Here is a 17,923-nt window from a genome sequence, read left to right on the forward strand (position 1 = left end):
CACATTCCAGCAACATTGCCTTCACACAAGACCGGTCACAATGGGGAAATCATGATCCGATTCGAGCACGTCACCAAGCGGTACCCGGACGGCACGACGGCCGTCGACGACCTCAGCCTGGAGGTCGGAGCGGGCGAGCTGGTCACGCTCGTCGGACCGTCCGGCTGCGGCAAGACGACCACCATGAAAATGGTCAACCGGCTGATCGACCCGACCGAAGGCCGGATCTTCGTGGACGGCGAAGACGTATCGACCGTCGACCCCGTCCAGCTCCGGCGCCGGATCGGCTATGTGATCCAGCAGGTCGGCCTGTTCCCGCACAAGACGATCCTGGAGAACACGGCGACCGTCCCCCATCTCCTCGGCCGGCCCCGCGCCAAGAGCCGTGAGCGCGCCGCCGAACTCCTCGACCTGGTCGGCCTCGACCCCTCCGTCTACGGCGACCGCTACCCCGAACAGCTCTCCGGTGGACAGCGCCAACGCGTGGGCGTGGCACGGGCACTGGCCGCCGACCCGCCCGTCCTGCTGATGGACGAACCCTTCGGCGCGGTCGACCCTGTCGTACGCGAACACCTCCAGAACGAGTTCCTGAAGCTCCAGGCCGCCGTCAACAAGACCGTGCTCTTCGTCACGCACGACATCGAGGAGGCGGTCCGCCTCGGCGACCGGATCGCGGTCTACGGGCAGGGCACCATCCAGCAGTTCGACGCCCCCGCCGCCGTGCTGGGCGCGCCCGCCACGCCGTACGTCGCCGACTTCGTCGGCGCGGACCGCGGCCTCAAGCGGCTCTCGGTCACGCCGATCGAGGAGGGCGACCTGGAACAGCCCCCCGTCCTGCACCTGGACGACCAGCTGCGGACCGCGGCGGCAAAGCTTTCCAAGGAGGGCGCGCGCTGGGCGGTCGTCCTGGACGCCCAGGACAATCTGCACGGCTGGATCTCCACCGAGCAGACCGGCTCCTCGGGGACCGTACGGGAGCACGCCCGTCGTATGGAGGCGTGGCTGCCGGTCGGCGCCTCGCTCAAGCAGGCGTTCTCCACGATGCTCCAGCACGACGCGGGCTGGATCGCTGTCATCGACAAGGAGGAGACGGGCCGCTTCCTCGGTGTGCTGACCCCGGCCCGGCTGCACGAGGCGCTGCGCCGCTCGATCGACGCCGACGCGCACGCCATCCCCCGCACCGAGGTGGAACTGGAGACCGTCGCGCAGATCGCGGCGTCCTGACGGCGCACCGCGTCCCGACCGGTCCCCGCGGTCCCGACGGCGTCCCCCGGAGGGGGGCCGTCCCCGCCCGGTGGGGGCGTACCGAAGCACCTGCGGGCCTAGGGTGGGACGTATGAGTACGTTGCGCCCGCAGGGCGGAAGGGGCACGGTCGACGGCCTGCCGGAGTGGGACCGCTGCGCGGTCATGGGAGTCGTCAACGTGACGCCCGATTCCTTCTCCGACGGCGGCCGCTGGTTCGACACCACCACCGCGGTCAAGCGCGGCCTCGATCTGGTCACCGAGGGCGCCGACCTGGTGGACGTCGGCGGCGAGTCGACCCGCCCCGGCGCCTCGCGGGTCGACGAGGACGAGGAACTGCGGCGCGTCGTGCCCGTCGTGCGGGGCCTGGCGTCCGAGGGCGTGACGGTGTCCGTGGACACCATGCGGGCCTCCGTCGCCGAACAGGCCGTGGCCGCCGGAGCCGTGCTGGTCAACGACGTCAGCGGCGGCCTCGCGGACCCGGCCATGGTGCCCGCCGTCGCCGCCGCGGGCGTGCCCTTCGTCGTCATGCACTGGCGCGGTCTCAGCCTGGACATGAACAGCCGCGCCGTCTACACGGACGTCGTCGCCGAAGTGGTGGCCGAACTGCGCGAGCGCATGGAGGCGGTGATCGCCGGCGGCATCGCCCCCGAGCGCCTGGTGATCGACCCCGGCCTCGGCTTCGCCAAGGCCGCCGAGCACGACCTCGCGCTGGTGGCCCACACGGCCGACCTGCGGGCGCTGGGCAGGCCGCTGCTGGTCGCCGCGTCCCGTAAACGGTTCCTCGGCCGCGTCCTGGCCGGTGACGGCGCCCCGCCACCCGCGCGCGAACGGGACGCCGCGACCGCCGCCGTCTCGGCGATCGCCGCCCACGAAGGCGCCTGGGCGGTACGGGTCCACGAGGTACGCGCGACCGCCGACGCCGTCCGCGTGGCGCGCGCCGTCGAGGGAGCCTGGTGAAGAGCACGCCGAGCGGGACCGACAGGGAACAGGTCGACGCCCTCAACACGGCCTTCTACGAAGCCATGGAGCGCGGCGACCTCGACGAGCTGTCCGCACTCTGGCTGGACGGCGACAGCCCCGGCGTCAGCTGCGTCCACCCGGGCTGGCCGGTGCTCACCGGCCGCGGCGAGGTGCTGCGCTCGTACGCGCTGATCATGGCCAACACCGAGTACATCCAGTTCTTCCTTACGGATGTCGTGGTGTCCGTCGCCGGCGACACCGCTCTCGTGACCTGCACCGAGAACATCCTCAGCGGCGGACCGGCCGAGGAGAGCGGTGCGCTCGGCCCGCTCGTCGGGCAGTTGGTGGTCGCCACCAACGTCTTCCGTCGCACCGCCGAGGGCTGGCGGGTCTGGTCCCACCACGGCTCCCCCGTTCTGGCCGAAACCGACGACGAGCAGGACGACGAATCTCCCGCGTGAGTGGGTAAGGCACCTACAAGGGCCGGCCCCGCGCCCTCGGAACTACCCTGCGGTTCCCCGTCGCGCGGAGCCCGCCGCGGACGTCGCCCGCGGTGCCCGAGGCCCCCACGGGCAGGCCGTGTCGGTGCCCGCGAGTAGATTCGACCGGGGACACGCGTCGTCCGCATACGGCATAGTGCCCCACTTGACCAACGACAGCAGGAGTGATTCGCGTGGACCGTCTCGCGCTGCGCGGGCTCAAGGCCCGTGGGCACCATGGCGTCTTCCCCCGGGAGCGCGAGGAGGGGCAGACCTTCATCGTGGATCTGGTGCTGAGCCTCGACGCCCGCCCCGCCGCGGCGGGCGACGACCTGACGAGAACCGTCCACTACGGAGTCGTGGCCGAGGAGGTCGTGGCCGTCGTGCGGGGCGAACCCGTCGATCTGATCGAGACCCTCGCCGAGCGCATCGCGGAACAGTGCCTGAAACACGACGCCGTCGACGAGGTCGAGGTGACGCTCCACAAGCCGGACGCCCCGATCACGGTGCCCTTCGACGACGTGACCATCACCATCACCCGGAGCCGAGTATGAATCCACAGAGCGATCCGACCGTTCAGCCGGTGCCGGCCTCGGTGGTGGCCCAGGTCGACGCGGCGGACGTCACCCTGTCCAATCCGAAGCGCGCCGTGATCAGCCTCGGTTCCAATCTCGGCAACAGACTGGAGACCCTCCAGGGCGCGATCGACGCGCTGGAGGACACCCCCGGTCTGCGGGTGAAGGCGGTGTCCCCCGTGTACGAGACGGTGCCCTGGGGCGTCGAACCGGGCAGCCAGCCCTCGTACTTCAACGCCGTCGTCGTGGTCAAGACCACCCTGCCGCCCTCGTCCCTGCTGGAGCGGGCCCAGGCCGTGGAGGAGGCTTTCGACCGTGTCCGGGTGGAGCGCTGGGGGCCGCGCACGATCGACGTCGACATCGTGGCGTACGCGGACGTCGTCTCGGACGACCCGGTGCTCACCCTGCCCCATCCGCGCGCCCACCAGCGGGCCTTCGTGCTCGTGCCCTGGCACGACGTGGAGCCGGAGGCGCGGCTCACCGGCCGGGGTACGGTCTCCGAACTGCTCGCCCTGGTCGAGCAGGCGGGCGTGGAACCTCGCGCGGACCTGGAACTCCGCCTGCCCGACTAGTCGTTAGGCTCTGCGGGCCGGTAGGCCGGAAGTACGTGTGTCGGTGACGAGTAAGGGTGAAGGGCGGGCTCTCGCGGTGAGGCAATTGCGGATCGGGGTTCTGGCGGGCCTCTTCACCGTGGCCGGGGTGCTCGCCTGGGGCGCCGCCCGCCTCTGGGACTCGCTCGGCACCCTGCCCAGCGTGCCTCTGGCCGCACCTATCGTGCTCGCGGTGATCGCCGTCGTCCTCGCGGCGACGGCCCTCTCGCTCCGCTCGCGGCTGCGTGCCCAGCGTGAGCGCCGGCCCGGCGCCAAGGGTGTGGACCCGCTGATGGCCGCCCGAGCGGTCGTTTTCGGTCAGGCGAGCGCGCTGGTCGCGGCGCTGGTCGCCGGGATGTACGGCGGGACGGGCGTCTTCCTGCTCGGCTCCCTGGAGATCCCCGCCCGGCGGGACCAGGCCTACTACGCGGGAGCCTCGGTGGTCGCCGGGATCGCGGTGATAGCCGCCGCGTTCTTCCTGGAGCGTGTCCTCAAGCTGCCGGACGACGACGGGCACGACGACGACAGCCACGGCACCGCCCGCGTCTGACCCGCTCGCTGGTGGTTCAGCGGGCCATGATCAGGCTCATCGCCTCGTTGCGGGTCGCCGGGTCGCGCAGCTGCCCCCGTACCGCCGAGGTGATCGTCTTGGCACCGGGCTTGCGCACTCCGCGCATCGACATGCACATGTGCTCGCACTCCACGACCACGAGCACGCCGCGCGGCTCCAGGATCTTCATCAGCGAGTCCGCGATCTGCGTGGTCATCCGCTCCTGGACCTGCGGCCTGCGGGCGTAGACGTCCACCAGCCGCGCCAGCTTCGACAGCCCGGTGATCTTCCCGTCGGACGACGGGATGTATCCGACGTGCGCGACACCGTGGAAGGGCACCAGATGGTGCTCGCACGAACTCTGCACCTCGATGTCCTTCACCAGGACCATCTCGTCGTGGCCGATGTCGAACGTCGTGGTCAGCACATCCTCGGGCCGCTGCCAGAGCCCGGCGAATATTTCCTTGTACGAGCGGGCCACCCGCCCCGGCGTCTCGCGCAGGCCCTCGCGATCCGGGTCCTCACCGACCGCGATCAGAAGCTCCCGCACGGCATGCTCGGCCCGCTTCTCGTCGAACTCGCCGATCACACCTTCGCCGTCGAGCCTCACGGGATTGGTCATCTGGGCCTCGTTCCTCTGCCGTTCCATGCGCGGCAACAGAAATGCCGCGCCCCATCAGGCTAAGACCTGTGGGGCGCGGCATCTATTCCGGGCCTGGTGAGACGCGCGGGGTCAGCTCTCCGGCCGCTCCTCCGGAACAGCCTCGGAAGAGGAGTCGCCGGTCGTCACTCCGGGAATCGTGCCGTTGCTGCCCGTCGCCCCGTTGGTGAGGGCGAGTTCCTTGGGCGAGAGCACCGGCGGGCGGGTGGAGGGCGTACGCCGCGAGGAGCCGGTCCACGCCGGACGGGCCGGGCGCCGCACGATCGTCGAGAAGATCTCGGCGATCTGCTCCTTGTTGAGCGTCTCCTTCTCCAGCAGCGCGAGGACCAGGTTGTCGAGAACGTCGCGGTTCTCGACGAGGATCTCCCAGGCCTCGTTGTGCGCGGTCTCGATCAGCTTCTTGACTTCTTCGTCGACCAGCGCGGCGACCTCTTCCGAGTAGTCGCGCTGGTGGCCCATCTCACGTCCGACGAAGGGCTCCGAATTGTCACCGCCGAACTTGATCGCGCCGAGCCGCTCGGTCATGCCGTACTGCGTGACCATGGCCCGTGCCGTCGCCGACGCCTTCTCGATGTCGTTGGCCGCGCCGGTGGTCGGGTCGTGGAAGACCAGCTCCTCCGCCGCGCGCCCGCCCATCATGTAGGCGAGCTGATCCAGCATCTCGTTGCGCGTGGTCGAGTACTTGTCCTCGTCGGGCAGGACCATGGTGTAACCCAGGGCCCGGCCGCGGGACAGGATCGTGATCTTGTGCACCGGGTCGGAGTTCGGAGACGCCGCCGCGACCAGGGCGTGGCCGCCCTCGTGATAGGCGGTGATCTTCTTTTCCTTCTCGGACATGATCCGGGTCCGCTTCTGCGGGCCCGCCACGACTCTGTCGATCGCCTCGTCCAGGGAGTGGTTGTCGACGAGCTTCTTGTCGCTGCGCGCCGTCAGGAGCGCCGCTTCGTTCAGCACGTTCGCCAGGTCCGCGCCGGTGAAGCCGGGCGTACGACGGGCGACAGCGCCCAGGTCGACGTCCGGGGCGACCGGCTTGCCCTTCTGGTGGACCTTGAGGATCTCCAGCCGGCCCTGCATGTCCGGGCGGTCGACGGCGATCTGGCGGTCGAAACGTCCCGGGCGCAGCAGCGCCGGGTCGAGGATGTCGGGCCGGTTCGTGGCGGCGATCAGAATGACGCCGCCCTTCACGTCGAAGCCGTCCATCTCGACAAGCAGCTGGTTCAGCGTCTGCTCGCGCTCGTCGTGGCCACCGCCGAGGCCCGCACCGCGGTGCCGGCCGACGGCGTCGATCTCGTCGACGAAGACGATCGCCGGAGCGTTCGCCTTGGCCTGCTCGAAGAGGTCACGCACTCGCGAGGCACCGACACCGACGAACATCTCGACGAAGTCGGAACCGGAGATCGAGTAGAAGGGGACGCCGGCCTCACCGGCGACCGCGCGGGCCAGCAGCGTCTTACCCGTACCGGGCGGGCCGTAGAGGAGCACACCCTTCGGGATCTTGGCGCCGACAGCCTGGAACTTCGCGGGCTCCTGGAGGAACTCCTTGATCTCGTGGAGTTCCTCGACGGCTTCGTCCGACCCCGCGACGTCGGCGAACGTCGTCTTGGGGGTGTCCTTCGTAATGAGTTTGGCCTTGGACTTCCCGAACTGCATGACTCGGGAGCCGCCGCCCTGCATCTGATTCATCAGGAACAGGAAGACCACGACGATAAGGACGAAGGGCAGCAGGGAGAGCAGCACGGAGACGAACGGGCTCTGCTTGGAGGGCGAAACCGTGTAGCCCTGCTTGATGTCGCCGTTCTCGAACTTGCGCTGCAACTCATCGGCGAGACGGGAGCCCTGGGAGCCGATGTAGCTCGCCTGGACCTTGTCACCGCCCTGGACCTTCTGGCCGTCCTTGAGGTCGATCTTGATGATCTGTTCGTCGCCTGTGGTCAGCTTGACCTGGTCGACCTGGTTCTTGTCGATCGCACGGACAACCTCGCCGGTGTCCACCGTCTTGTAGCCGCCCGACGAGCCGACGACCTGCATCAACACGACTACGGCGAGGACGGCCAGCACGATCCACATGACAGGCCCACGGAAGTATCGCTTCACGTCCATCCATACGGAGCGAGAACGCCCCGTCCCTCCTGCCCGTAGGTAAATGCTGCTGTGAGAAAAGACTGTTCTTCGGACGGTACCCCAGCATTGTCACCCGCGACCGCACGGGACTGCCGGTAAACCGGTCTTCCCATGCTCCAACGGCGGGAAGGGTGCGGGGGTTCCCGGCCCGGCATCACGGGCCCGGTGCCGGGCTCAGCCACCGTAGACATGGGGGGCAAGTGTGCCGACGAATGGAAGATTGCGGTACTTCTCCGAGTAATCAAGGCCATAGCCGACAACGAACTCATTCGGAATGTCGAAACCGATCCATTTCACATCGATCGCGACCTTTGCGGCATCCGGCTTACGGAGCAGCGTGCAGACTTCCAGCGAGGCCGGCTCGCGTGAGCCGAGGTTCGACAGCAGCCAGGAGAGCGTCAGGCCCGAGTCGATGATGTCCTCGACGATCACAACGTGCTTGCCCTTGATGTCGGTGTCCAGATCCTTGAGGATCCTGACCACACCGGACGACTGGGTCCCGGCTCCGTACGAGGACACGGCCATCCAGTCCATCGTCACGGGGGTGGACAGCGCACGCGCCAGGTCCGCCATCACCATGACGGCGCCCTTGAGGACGCCGACAAGAAGGACGTCCTTGTTCGCGTACTCCGCGTCGATCTTGGCGGCCAGTTCGACGAGCTTCGCGTCGATTTCTTCCTTGGTGATGAGCACCGACTTGAGGTCGGCGCCCATGTCCTTGTGGTCCACCCGCATCACTTTCGTTGTCGGCCAGGAGGCCGGAACTCGCCGCCCGGGAGACACAGCCGTCGTGCTTCCGCCCTTCAGCCCTGCCGGATGACCAGTCTGCCACCCTGCCGTTGGGCCTCGACGCGGCCCGGCAGGTTGATGGCTCCCTGGCCCCGCCAGCCCGTGATCAGCCGGTCGATCTCCTCGATGTGCCGGGCGAAGAGCGACCCCGCGGGAGCGCCGGCGACGACGGCGGCCCGGCGCAGGACACGGCGGCGGACCGCGGGCGGCAGCGCGTACAACTTGGCGCATTCCAGCTGTCCGGCGTCGTCCCGTACAGCTGACTCGGCGTCGGCCGCCCAGGCGTCGAGGGCGTCGGCGTCGTCACGGGAGAGCTGCGCCGTACGCGCCAGGGCCTCGACGACGCCTTTGCCGAGCGCCTTCTCCAGGGCGGGCAGGCCCTCGTGGCGCAGCCGCGAACGCGTGTACGCGGGGTCGGCGTTGTGCGGGTCGTCCCAGACCGGGATCGCCTGGACCAGACAGGCCTTGCGGGCGGTCTGCCGGTCGAGTTGGAGAAAGGGGCGGCGGTAGCGGCCGGTGGCGCCGGAGACGGGGGCCATCCCGGAGAGCGAGCGGGTGCCGGAGCCGCGGGCGAGACCGAGCAGGACCGTCTCGGCCTGGTCGTCGCGGGTGTGTCCGAGCAGGACGGCCACGGCGCCGTGCCGCTCGGCGGCGGCGTCGAGGGCCGCGTAACGCGCGTCGCGGGCGGCGGCCTCGGGCCCTCCGTCACGGCCGACGGTCACGGCCACGGACTCGACGGGGTCGAGCCGCATCGCGACGAGCCGGCTGACGACTTCGGCGGCACGGAGGTCGGAGCCGGGCTGGAGGCCGTGGTCGACGGTGACGGCGCCCGCGCGGACGGAGAGCTTGCGGGCCTCGAAGGCGAGGGCGGAGGCGAGAGCCATGGAGTCGGCGCCGCCGGAGCAGGCGACGAGCACCAGCGGCCGGCCGCCGGCCGGGGGCGGTGCGGCGGCGCTGCCGGCTCCGGCCGCCGGGGTGGGCCGGGAGCGCTCGGTGTCGGAGCTCGCGAGTTCGGAGCATTCGCTGATGACGTCGTGGAGTACGCGGCGGACCGCCAGGCGTATCGCCGCGACCGCAGGATGGGGACCCATGTCCGGTGCCCTTCGTGATATTTGGGGGGTGCCTCGGTCGGAGTTGGGACGGGGTTCAGTCACACAGAGTGCGTCGATGGTGACAGAACCGGGCCGTTCCCCGAGCATTGCACGCCTACCCACCGCCCACGGTCCCTCGGATGGGTGATGCTTGCCCATTCCGGTGGACACCTATGGGCGTTGACACCCGGCGCGGAGCCCCGCGCGCCCCTCCTGAAGAGGCTCAGGACCCAGGAGGCTTACGACTCGGCCTTGCGGTGCACCCGCGCGATCCAGTCCGCCGGTTTGGCGATCTCCGCCTTCGTAGGAAGGGTGTTGGGGGATGTCCAGACGCGGTTGAAGCCGTCCATGCCGACCTCCTCCACCACGGCGCGTACGAAACGCTCCCCGTCCCGGTACTGCCGCAGCTTCGCGTCCAGACCCAACAGCTTGCGCAGCGCCTGGTCGAGCCGGCTGGCGCCCTTGGCCCTGCGCTGCTGGAACTTCTCGCGGATCTCGGCCACCGTCGGTACGACCTGCGGCCCGACCCCGTCCATCACATAGTCGGCATGGCCTTCGAGCAGGGACATGACGGCGGTGAGCCGGCCGAGGATCTCCTTCTGGGCGGGGGTCTGGACGAGCTCGACCAGGCTCCGGCCGTCGTCCTCGTCCTCACCCTCTGGACGGTTACCGGTGAGCGACTGGGCCGCTTCACGCAGGCGTTCCACGACGGTGGAGGGGTCGACCTCGGTCTCCTCCAGGAATGACTGGATCTCACCCTCAAGGTGGTCACGGAGCCACGGCACGCCGGTGAACTGGGTGCGGTGGGTCTCCTCGTGCAGACAGACCCAGAGCCTGAAGTCGTGCGGGTCGACGTCCAGTTCGCGCTCGACGTGGACGATGTTCGGCGCGACCAGCAGCAGCCGGCCGCCGCCGCCGTCACTCGAAGGCAGATCCCGGCTGGGCGGGGCGAACGTCTCGTACTGGCCGAGAACGCGCGACGACAGGAACGACAGCAGCATGCCCAGCTCGACGCCGGTCACCTTGCCGCCCACCGCGCCGAGGACGGCGCCGCCCGGGGTGCCCGACCGGCGGTCCTGCATCTTGTCGAGGAGCGGTTTGAGCAGCTCACGGAAGCCCGCGACGTTCGCCTTGATCCAGCCGGCCCGGTCCACGACCAGGACCGGGGTGTCCGGTGGCTCGTGGCCCTCGGGGATCATCCGCGTGTAGCCGCGCACATGCTCCTCGGCCGCCTTGGCGTGCCGCCGCAACTCGGCGACGATCTCGCGGGCCTCGTCCCGGCTCACTTCCGGTCCCGGCCGCGCGAGGCGGGTCGCGGTTGCGACCGCGAGATTCCAGTCCACCATCTCGGCCCCACCGATGCTCGTCATGTGTCAACCGTACGTGCTCGCGCCGAAAGGCGGTGATGTGTCGGACGCGAGGTTCCGGCCGCGCCACCGCCCGGGGCGGTCAGGAGACCAGTTCCGCCGAGAGGTGGTCCAGGGCCTGTTGGGCCGTGTCGGGGGCCGGGGCGTCCTCCGCCAGGAAGGCGAAGGCGAGCAGGCGTCCGCCGGGGCCGACGACCGTGCCCGCAAGGGAGTTCACACCGGTCAGCGTGCCGGTCTTGGCGCGGATCAGACCGCTGCCGGTGATCGCGTCGCCGTCGGCGTACCGGCCCTGGAGCGTGCCGCTGAATCCGGCCACCGGGAGCCCGGTGAGGACCGGCCGCAACTCCGGCCGGTCGGGGTCGGCCGCTCGGGCGAGCAGCGCGGTGAGCAGACCGCTGCTGATCCTGTCGTGGCGGTTGAGACCGCTGCCGTCGCGCAGGAGCGCGCCGTCGACGGGCAGCTTCAGCTTCTTGAGCTCGGCCTGTACGGCCTGTTGGGCGCCGGCGAAGCTCGCGGGTCTGCCTGTCTCGATCGCGACCTGCCGGACGAGTGACTCGCCGATGTCGTTGTCGCTGTTCGTCAGCATCCGCTCGACCAGGGCGGAGACCGGGCGCGAGTACGTCACGGCGAGACGGTCGGCGTCCTTGGGGGCCTTGCCCAGGGCCGGGGTCTTCGAGGTCGAGACGCCGCCCTCGCCCAGGAGCTCGGCGAACACGTCGGCGGCGTCGCCCGCCGGGTCGCCGCTGCGCGGCGCCGGTCCGCCGAACGAGTCACGGGCGGAGTCGTCCAGCCGGCCCTGGCCGGTCATCAGCGCGGTGACCGGCGCGATGTTGTCGTTGGGGCCGATCGGGTGTTCACGGGGGCCGGAGTAGAGGGAGACGTCGAAGCGGACGGTGACCCGGTGCACGCCCCGGTCGCGGAGCGCTCGGGCGGTGTCGTGGGCGAGGGCGCGCAGGCTCTTGCGGTCGAGGGTGGCGTCGCCGCCGCCGACGAGGGTGATCTCGGTCGGGCGCTCGTCGCCCTTGTCGTCGTCGCTCCTGCTGCTCTTGTCGCTCTTGTCCCCGCCCTTGTCGTCGCCCTTGCTCTTCTTGGTGTCGGCGGTGACCACGGTGGTGGCGATGCGGTGGTCGGGGCCGAGGGCGGAGAGCGCGGCGACCGCCGTGGCGATCTTGATGGTGGATGCCGGGGCCATCGGCCGGTCGGCGCGCTGTCCGAAGAGCTGTTCACCCGTCGCGACGTCGACGACGGACGCCGCGGGCGCCGGTCCCAGATCGGGGGAGCCGAGGAGCGGTCCGAGGGTCTCGCGCAGATCGGCGGGGAGATCGGCCGGCGCGGAGAGGGACTTCACCGGCGCGCCGAGTTCGTCGAGCACGCCGGCGGCGCTGGGCGCGGGTGCGGGCCCGCGTACGCCCCCGCCCGGGTGATGTGCGCCACCTGTTGGACTCTGGGCGGCCGCCCAGTCGCGCTCGGCCTTACGCTGACCGGAGTCCCAGGGGCCGGCCATGGCCACCGCCCCGGCCGCCAGTACCAGGCCGAACACGGCGGAACCTGCCGTGAGCTGCCACACTTTCGGCTCAAGCACGGTTGATCAGCCCCTTTCGCGATCACACAGCTGCGTGGGGGACACTTAATCACTGCGCGTTGCCATGAGCACGGTGCCCCGGCCAGCGATGACCGAACCTGCTCGCCCCTGGGGTCGGCCCCGGTGACGTGCGGTACCACCGACAGCAGCATCACCGACATCTGTGTTGATCATGGAGGAGCCACCCGTGGAGTTCGACGTCACCATCGAGATCCCTAAGGGTTCGCGAAACAAGTACGAGGTGGACCACGAGACCGGCCGGATCCGCCTTGACCGTCGTCTCTTCACCTCGACCAGCTACCCGGCCGACTACGGCTTCGTCGAGAACACCCTCGGCGAGGACGGCGACCCGCTGGACGCGCTGGTCATCCTGGACGAGCCGACGTTCCCCGGCTGTCTCATCAAGTGCCGTGCGATCGGCATGTTCCGGATGACGGACGAGGCCGGCGGCGACGACAAGCTGCTGTGCGTCCCCGCGTCGGACCCGCGCGTGGAGCACCTGCGGGACATCCACCACGTGTCGGAGTTCGACCGCCTGGAGATCCAGCACTTCTTCGAGGTCTACAAGGACCTGGAGCCCGGCAAGTCGGTCGAGGGCGCTGACTGGGTGGGCCGTGCCGAGGCCGAGGCCGAGATCGAGGCCTCGTACAAGCGACTTGAGGCGCAGGGCGGCGCGCACTAGCGCCTCCCACGGACCGAGGTTTGGCGGCTGCCTGGCCTGAGGGACCGGGAGTCGACGCGTACGAGCGGCGGGCAGCGCACCATGCGGGTGCGCCGTCCGCCGCTCGTGTGCGCCCATGTCCGCGCCCGTGCGCATACTGAACAAACTGCTGTGCGAATCGTGCCGGAAGGGCACCGACGAGAGTGAGTGAGGGCGAGGACAGTGGTGCGCGAGCGGGACGAGGCGGAGGAGCGTAAGCCGTCGCCCGACGAGGCGCACAGCGCCTTCACTCCCCCGTCCGGGACGGAGCAGGTGCCGGCGCCCGAGGACGGAAGCACCACCTCGGAATTCGCGGTTCCGGAGGGCCTGAGCGCGGAGAGCACGCAGGAGACCGACCATTCGGCCTTCGACCTGCCCCGGACCTACCGTGCGCGGCAGTCGCCTCCGGCGTTCACTCCTGCGGAAGGCGTGCCCATCGTCCGGCTGACCAAGGAGGCGCCCTGGCAGGACCGGATGCGCACGCTGCTGCGGATGCCGGTCGGGGACCGGCCGGTGGTGGAGATCGTGCAGCGGCACGACGAGACCGGGCCTGCCGTGCCGCGCGTGCTCGACCTGACGCTGCGTATCGGCGAGTTGCTGCTGGCGGGCGGCGAGGGGGCCGAGGACGTCGAGGCCGCGATGTTCGCGGTCAGCCGTGCGTACGGTCTCGACCGCTGCGAGCCGAACGTCACCTTCACGCTGCTGTCGATCTCGTACCAGCCGTCGCTGGTGGACGACCCCGTGACGGCCAGTCGCACCGTACGCAGGCGGGGCACCGACTACACCCGGCTCGCCGCCGTCTACACGCTCGTCACCGACATCACCACCGAGGACACGGACACCTCGCTGGAGGAGGCGTACCGGCGGCTGGCCGAGATCCGCCGTAACCGGCATCCGTATCCGGGGTGGGCGCTGACCTGCGCGAGCGGGCTGCTGGCCGGGTCCGCGTCGGTCCTGGTCGGTGGCGGTCTGATCGTGTTCGTCGCGGCGATGATCGGCGCGATGCTCGGCGACCGGCTGGCCTGGCTGTGCGCGGGGCGCGGGATTCCGGAGTTCTACCAGTTCGTGGTCGCGGCCATGCCGCCCGCCGCGATGGGGGTGGCGCTGACCCTGGGCGCGTCCGCGACGAACTGGGAGATCCGGCCCTCGGCCGTGATCACCGGCGGGCTCTTCGCGCTGCTGCCGGGGCGGGCCCTGGTGGCGGGTGTGCAGGACGGGCTGACCGGCTACTACATCACCGCCGCCGCACGGCTGCTCGAAGTCATGTACTTCTTCATCGCGATCGTGATGGGGGTGCTGATCGCGCTGTATCTGGGCGTCCAGCTGAACGCCCAGCTCAACCCGGACGTGGCGCTCCGGGCCGCGGCGGGGCGGCCGGTGCTCCAGATCTGCGCGGCGGTGGCGCTGAGTTTCGCCTTCGCGATCCTGCTTCAGCAGGAACGGTCCACCGTGCTGATGGTGTCCCTGAACGGGGGCGTGGCCTGGACCGTCTACGGGGCGATGCACGACACCGGGGGGATCTCGCCGGTGGCGGCGACCGCGGTCGCCGCCGGTGTGGTGGGGCTCTTCGGGCAGCTGTTCTCCCGCTACCGGTTCGCCTCCGCGCTGCCGTACGTCACCGCGGCGATCGGGCCGCTGCTGCCCGGCTCGGCCACGTACTTCGGTCTGCTCGGTTTCGCGCAGAACCATGTGAACGCGGGGCTGGCCTCGCTCTCGACCGCCGCCGCGCTGGCCCTGGCGATCGCCATCGGGGTCAACTTCGGCGGCGAGCTCTCCCGGCTGTTCCTGAAGGTGCCCGGCCAGGGACGCGGTTCGACCCGCCGCGCGGCCAAGCGGACGCGCGGCTTCTGATCCCGCCGGCGGGGCGACGGGCGCGGGTGCCGCGACCGTCTCGTACCTCAGCGCCTCTCGTACGTCAGCGCCTGGCGTGGCGCCCGCGCGGCGGGGTCTCCGGGTCGTCCGGCGCCTCCGGTGTGGCGTACGGCCGGGGGGCGCCGTACTCGTCGCGCGTGACGCGCAGCTGCTGGGTCTGGAAGTCCTGCGGTACGTGGGTGTGCTGCCCCGGCGCCGTGGGTCCCGCGAGGTCCGGGGGTCCGGCGGGGCCGGTGGGCTCGCCCGCCGCGGCGGCCTTCTTGGAGTGGGAACGGGCCCGCAGGAACTCGATCACGATCGGCAGCACCGAGAGCGCCACGATCAGGATCAGGATCATCTCGATGTTCTTGTGGACGAAATCGATCTTGCCCAGCGCGGCGCCGAGCAGCGTGACGCCCGCGCCCCAGAGCACGCCACCGATGATGTTGAACGTGACGAACGACCGGTAGTTCATGCGGCTGACGCCCGCGATGATCGGCGTGAACGTCCGCACGATGGGCACGAAGCGCGCCAGCACCAGCGACTTGGGCCCGTACTTCTCGAAGAACTCGTGCGCTGTCTCCACGTTCTCCTGTTTGAAGAGCTTGGAGTCGGGGCGCTTGAAGAGCGAGGGGCCGACCTTGCGGCCGAAGAGATAGCCGACCTGATCGCCGAGGATCGCCGCCAGCACGACGAGAAGACAGACGAGCCACAGCGGCCTGTCGAGCGTGCCGGCCGTCACGAGCAGTCCGGTGGTGAAGAGCAGCGAGTCGCCCGGCAGGAAGAAGCCGATGAGCAGGCCGGATTCGGCGAACACGATGACCAGGACGCCGATCAGGCCGAAGGTCCCGATCAGATAGTCCGGGTCCAGCCAGCTCGGTCCGAGCGCAATGTTTGTCACGAGGTCCGGGCTCCTGAGTCGATAGTCGGTCGATCGTCGAAATCGGCCGTCGCTGCATCAGCGTCGTACATCCGCCGTCAGCGGTTGCCGGCTGCCCAAAGCTATCAACGCTCCAGCCCCGACTGAGGTTCCACCCGGTCCGCACAGCTCGCGATCGGTGTGGACCGGGACCGAAGCGCGCCTTTCGTCCCCGGTCCACACCGGCTCTCCCCCGGGCCGCTACGCGCGTCGGTCCGCGTTCGCGTGGATCGCGTCCCTCAGGTGCTCGGCCAGTCCCGGGCGCATCGAGTCGTAGAACTCCCTGAACCGCTCGTCGGACACATACATGTCGCCGAGGCCCCGGTGGATCTGAGGCGTGCAGTCGTAGAACCACTTGGTGATGTGCCGGCGGTGCTCCTCGGCCATCGCCACGGCCCGCTCGCCGGCCGGGGGCTCCCCCGCGTCCATGAGCGCGTCGTAGCGCGCACCCCAGTCGGCGACCTCGTCCTGCATCCGCTTCCAGTCGTCCTTGGTGTAGCGGGCGACCCGCCGCTGGGTCTCGTCGTACTCCCGCGTCCCGCCCCAGCGCTGCTCCGCCTCCTCGCTGTAGCGCTCCGGGTCCTTGCCCCCGAAGACCTCGAACTTCTCCTCGGGCGTGAGATCGATGCCCATTTTCCTCGCCTCCATGGCGTGCTCCACGGCCGCGGCCATCCTCCGCAGTTGGGCGATACGGTCCGACAGCAGCTCGTGCTGGCGGCGCAGGTGCTCCTGCGGGTCCGCGTCCGGATCGTCGAGAAGGACCGCGACGCCTTCGAGTGGGAAGCCGAGTTCCCGGTAGAACAGGATCCGCTGCAAGCGGTCCAGGTCGGCGTCGTCGTACCGCCGGTGGCCCGCGTGGCTGCGGCTGCTCGGGGAGAGCAGCGCGATCTCGTCGTAGTGGTGCAGCGTGCGCACCGTGACTCCGGCGAAAGCCGCCACCTGTCCCACGGAATAGCTCATGGCCTTTCCCCGCTCCCTGCCGTCCACCGGTCCTGTGGTGGGCCGGTGGTGTTCGGTACGGCATCAGCCTGGGTCCTCACGCCACGTGAGGTGCAAGCTCCCTTTCGCACGAGCACTTTGCCGCATTCGCCCCACTACGGTATGCGCGTGGCCACTGACGCTCCGTCCGCACCCGCGTCCCCCTCCGGGCGCACCCTCCTGCCCCTGATCCTTCCCTCCCTGGTCGTCGGTGTGGTCGCGAGCCTTGTGCTGCTCGGGATCAGCGAACTGGCCGACCTGCTGGAGGACGTGCTCTGGAAGACGATCCCCGACGCGCTGGGCGTCGGCCGGCACTCCTCTCTCTGGATGATCGTGATGCTGACGGCGACCGGGCTCGCGGTGGGTCTGGTCGTACGGCAGGTGTACGGGCACGCGGGACCCGACCCCGCCACGACCGGGCTCGTCGACCCGCCGCTGCCGCCCGGTGTCGTGCCCGGTCTGCTGCTGGCCAGCGGCCTGGCGCTGGCGGGCGGGGTGAGCCTCGGGCCCGAGAACCCGATCACCGCGGCCAACATCGCGCTCGCCTACTGGCTCGGCCGCAAGGCCGCTCCCGCCGCGCCGGCCGCGCTCTGGGTCTCGCTGGCCGCCGCCGGCACGGTCGGGGCGCTCTTCGGTACGCCCGTGGCCGCCGCGCTGATCCTCACGGAGACCTTCGCGACCCGGCCGGGACCGGGCTCGCTCTGGGACAAGCTCTTCGGGCCGCTGGTCGCCGCCGGGGCCGCCGGGCTGACGACCGTACTGATCGATCACCCCTCCTTCGACCTGTCCCTGCCCAACCATCCGGGCGCGCGCTGGTCCGACGCGCTGGCCGCGCTCGTGATCGCACCGCTCGCCGCGGTCCTCGGCATGGCCGCCGTGTACGCCCTCCCGTACGCCCACAGCGCCTTCCGGCGCCTGGGGCACCCCGTACTCGCCCTGACCGCCGGCGGGCTGCTGCTGGGCCTCCTCGGGGCGCTCGGCGGCTTTCTCACGCTCTTCAAGGGCCTGGACGAGGTGAAGACGCTCGCCGCCGACCCGGACGGCTGGTCGGCCGGGCAGTTCGCGCTGATGGCGGTGGTGAAGGCGGCGGCGCTGGTGACCGCGACGGCCTGCGGCTTTCGCGGCGGCCGGATCTTCCCGGCCGTCTTCGTCGGCGTCTCGTTCGGTCTGTGCGCCCACGCGCTCGTGCCCGCCGTGCATCCGACCGTGGGAGTCACCTGCGGGGTGCTCGGGGTGCTGCTCGCCGTCACCCGGCAGGGCTGGCTGAGCCTGTTCACCGCGGCCGTCCTCGCCGCGGACCCGAATCTGCTCCCCCTGCTGTGCGTGGCCACCCTCCCCGCCTGGCTGCTGGTGACGGGCCGTCCGAAGATGCAGCTCGACGCGGACGGCACCTCCCTGCGGTGACGGGGCCGGCCGGCCCGAGCGGATCCCCGGCGAGCCGACCACCCGTTTTGTCCGTATCGT

At 70.3% G+C, this 17,923-nt stretch carries 17 protein-coding genes; 9 read left to right on the plus strand and 8 right to left on the minus strand.

The window, feature by feature from the left end; all coding sequences use genetic code 11:
- Positions 1 to 51 precede the first annotated feature (51 nt).
- The 6 genes from OIE74_RS16135 (at position 52) to OIE74_RS16160 (ending at position 4,400) form a co-directional block, all read left to right on the plus strand.
- Complete coding sequence (locus OIE74_RS16135) at positions 52 to 1,224, plus strand: ABC transporter ATP-binding protein (RefSeq protein ID WP_329383661.1); 1,173 nt, start codon at positions 52 to 54, stop codon at positions 1,222 to 1,224.
- A 112-nt stretch (positions 1,225 to 1,336) separates the two neighbouring features.
- Positions 1,337 to 2,203 (plus strand): dihydropteroate synthase, encoded by an 867-nt coding sequence (gene folP / locus OIE74_RS16140; RefSeq protein WP_329383664.1) that lies wholly within the window; start codon positions 1,337 to 1,339, stop codon positions 2,201 to 2,203.
- A 65-nt stretch (positions 2,204 to 2,268) separates the two neighbouring features.
- The gene (locus OIE74_RS16145) at positions 2,269 to 2,667 is read left to right on the plus strand and encodes a nuclear transport factor 2 family protein (protein WP_443076355.1); all 399 of its coding nucleotides are present in this window, start codon (positions 2,269 to 2,271) and stop codon (positions 2,665 to 2,667) included.
- Between the two features lie 212 nt (positions 2,668 to 2,879).
- On the plus strand, positions 2,880 to 3,239 hold the full coding sequence (gene folB, locus OIE74_RS16150) for a dihydroneopterin aldolase (protein ID WP_443076128.1): 360 nt from the start codon (positions 2,880 to 2,882) through the stop codon (positions 3,237 to 3,239).
- Complete coding sequence (folK, locus tag OIE74_RS16155; RefSeq protein ID WP_329383672.1) at positions 3,236 to 3,832, plus strand: 2-amino-4-hydroxy-6-hydroxymethyldihydropteridine diphosphokinase; 597 nt, start codon at positions 3,236 to 3,238, stop codon at positions 3,830 to 3,832. The genes folB and folK overlap by 4 nt, the downstream gene beginning before the upstream one ends.
- 76 nt (positions 3,833 to 3,908) lie before the next feature.
- Positions 3,909 to 4,400, plus strand: a complete 492-nt coding sequence (locus tag OIE74_RS16160; protein WP_329392323.1) for a DUF3180 domain-containing protein — start codon at positions 3,909 to 3,911, stop codon at positions 4,398 to 4,400.
- Between the two features lie 16 nt (positions 4,401 to 4,416).
- On the opposite strand, the gene folE is transcribed toward OIE74_RS16160, so the two are convergent.
- The 6 genes from folE to dacB all read right to left on the minus strand — a co-directional run bounded on the left by folE (position 4,417) and on the right by dacB (position 12,011).
- The gene (folE, locus tag OIE74_RS16165) at positions 4,417 to 5,022 is read right to left on the minus strand and encodes a GTP cyclohydrolase I FolE (protein WP_329383674.1); all 606 of its coding nucleotides are present in this window, start codon (positions 5,020 to 5,022) and stop codon (positions 4,417 to 4,419) included.
- A 111-nt stretch (positions 5,023 to 5,133) separates the two neighbouring features.
- The gene (gene ftsH / locus OIE74_RS16170) at positions 5,134 to 7,161 is read right to left on the minus strand and encodes an ATP-dependent zinc metalloprotease FtsH (RefSeq protein ID WP_329383676.1); all 2,028 of its coding nucleotides are present in this window, start codon (positions 7,159 to 7,161) and stop codon (positions 5,134 to 5,136) included.
- Between the two features lie 195 nt (positions 7,162 to 7,356).
- Entirely contained in the window at positions 7,357 to 7,896 is a 540-nt protein-coding gene (gene hpt, locus OIE74_RS16175) for a hypoxanthine phosphoribosyltransferase (protein WP_329383679.1), read from the minus strand.
- An 89-nt stretch (positions 7,897 to 7,985) separates the two neighbouring features.
- Positions 7,986 to 9,062 carry a tRNA lysidine(34) synthetase TilS gene (tilS, locus tag OIE74_RS16180; RefSeq protein WP_329383682.1) on the minus strand — a complete coding sequence of 359 codons (1,077 nt, stop codon included), beginning with the start codon at positions 9,060 to 9,062 and terminating at the stop codon, positions 7,986 to 7,988.
- A 239-nt stretch (positions 9,063 to 9,301) separates the two neighbouring features.
- A complete protein-coding gene (locus tag OIE74_RS16185; protein WP_329383685.1) occupies positions 9,302 to 10,432 on the minus strand; it encodes a zinc-dependent metalloprotease in 1,131 nt (376 codons plus the stop codon).
- A gap of 79 nt (positions 10,433 to 10,511) precedes the next feature.
- Positions 10,512 to 12,011, minus strand: a complete 1,500-nt coding sequence (gene dacB, locus OIE74_RS16190; protein ID WP_329383688.1) for a D-alanyl-D-alanine carboxypeptidase/D-alanyl-D-alanine endopeptidase — start codon at positions 12,009 to 12,011, stop codon at positions 10,512 to 10,514.
- A gap of 187 nt (positions 12,012 to 12,198) precedes the next feature.
- Here dacB and OIE74_RS16195 point away from each other — a divergent pair, with 187 nt between their 5' ends.
- Positions 12,199 to 12,693, plus strand: a complete 495-nt coding sequence (locus OIE74_RS16195; protein WP_003968257.1) for an inorganic diphosphatase — start codon at positions 12,199 to 12,201, stop codon at positions 12,691 to 12,693.
- Positions 12,694 to 12,894: 201 nt separating this feature from the next.
- The gene (locus OIE74_RS16200) at positions 12,895 to 14,562 is read left to right on the plus strand and encodes a threonine/serine ThrE exporter family protein (protein WP_443076356.1); all 1,668 of its coding nucleotides are present in this window, start codon (positions 12,895 to 12,897) and stop codon (positions 14,560 to 14,562) included.
- A gap of 64 nt (positions 14,563 to 14,626) precedes the next feature.
- Here the strand turns inward: OIE74_RS16200 and OIE74_RS16205 are convergent, their stop codons facing one another.
- A complete protein-coding gene (locus OIE74_RS16205; protein WP_443076129.1) occupies positions 14,627 to 15,463 on the minus strand; it encodes a DedA family protein in 837 nt (278 codons plus the stop codon).
- A gap of 219 nt (positions 15,464 to 15,682) precedes the next feature.
- Positions 15,683 to 16,441 (minus strand): MerR family transcriptional regulator, encoded by a 759-nt coding sequence (locus tag OIE74_RS16210; protein WP_329383694.1) that lies wholly within the window; start codon positions 16,439 to 16,441, stop codon positions 15,683 to 15,685.
- 141 nt (positions 16,442 to 16,582) lie between these two features.
- Here OIE74_RS16210 and OIE74_RS16215 point away from each other — a divergent pair, with 141 nt between their 5' ends.
- Complete coding sequence (locus tag OIE74_RS16215; RefSeq protein ID WP_329383698.1) at positions 16,583 to 17,863, plus strand: ion channel protein; 1,281 nt, start codon at positions 16,583 to 16,585, stop codon at positions 17,861 to 17,863.
- Positions 17,864 to 17,923 lie beyond the last annotated feature (60 nt).

This window comes from Streptomyces sp. NBC_01716 (assembly GCF_036248275.1).
Taxonomy (GTDB): Bacteria; Actinomycetota; Actinomycetes; order Streptomycetales; family Streptomycetaceae; genus Streptomyces.

What these genes read in the sequence shown, in the direction of transcription:
- folE (WP_329383674.1), bottom strand. Translation starts at nt 5,022, where the DNA reads ATGACCAATCCCGTGAGGCTCGACGGCGAAGGTGTGATCGGCGAGTTC.
- OIE74_RS16210 (WP_329383694.1), bottom strand. Translation starts at nt 16,441, where the DNA reads ATGAGCTATTCCGTGGGACAGGTGGCGGCTTTCGCCGGAGTCACGGTG.
- OIE74_RS16135 (WP_329383661.1), top strand. Translation starts at nt 52, where the DNA reads ATGATCCGATTCGAGCACGTCACCAAGCGGTACCCGGACGGCACGACG.
- tilS (WP_329383682.1), bottom strand. Translation starts at nt 9,062, where the DNA reads ATGGGTCCCCATCCTGCGGTCGCGGCGATACGCCTGGCGGTCCGCCGC.
- hpt (WP_329383679.1), bottom strand. Translation starts at nt 7,896, where the DNA reads ATGGGCGCCGACCTCAAGTCGGTGCTCATCACCAAGGAAGAAATCGAC.
- ftsH (WP_329383676.1), bottom strand. Translation starts at nt 7,161, where the DNA reads ATGGACGTGAAGCGATACTTCCGTGGGCCTGTCATGTGGATCGTGCTG.
- OIE74_RS16185 (WP_329383685.1), bottom strand. Translation starts at nt 10,432, where the DNA reads ATGACGAGCATCGGTGGGGCCGAGATGGTGGACTGGAATCTCGCGGTC.
- OIE74_RS16145 (WP_443076355.1), top strand. Translation starts at nt 2,269, where the DNA reads ATGGAGCGCGGCGACCTCGACGAGCTGTCCGCACTCTGGCTGGACGGC.
- folP (WP_329383664.1), top strand. Translation starts at nt 1,337, where the DNA reads ATGAGTACGTTGCGCCCGCAGGGCGGAAGGGGCACGGTCGACGGCCTG.
- folK (WP_329383672.1), top strand. Translation starts at nt 3,236, where the DNA reads ATGAATCCACAGAGCGATCCGACCGTTCAGCCGGTGCCGGCCTCGGTG.
- OIE74_RS16215 (WP_329383698.1), top strand. Translation starts at nt 16,583, where the DNA reads ATGCGCGTGGCCACTGACGCTCCGTCCGCACCCGCGTCCCCCTCCGGG.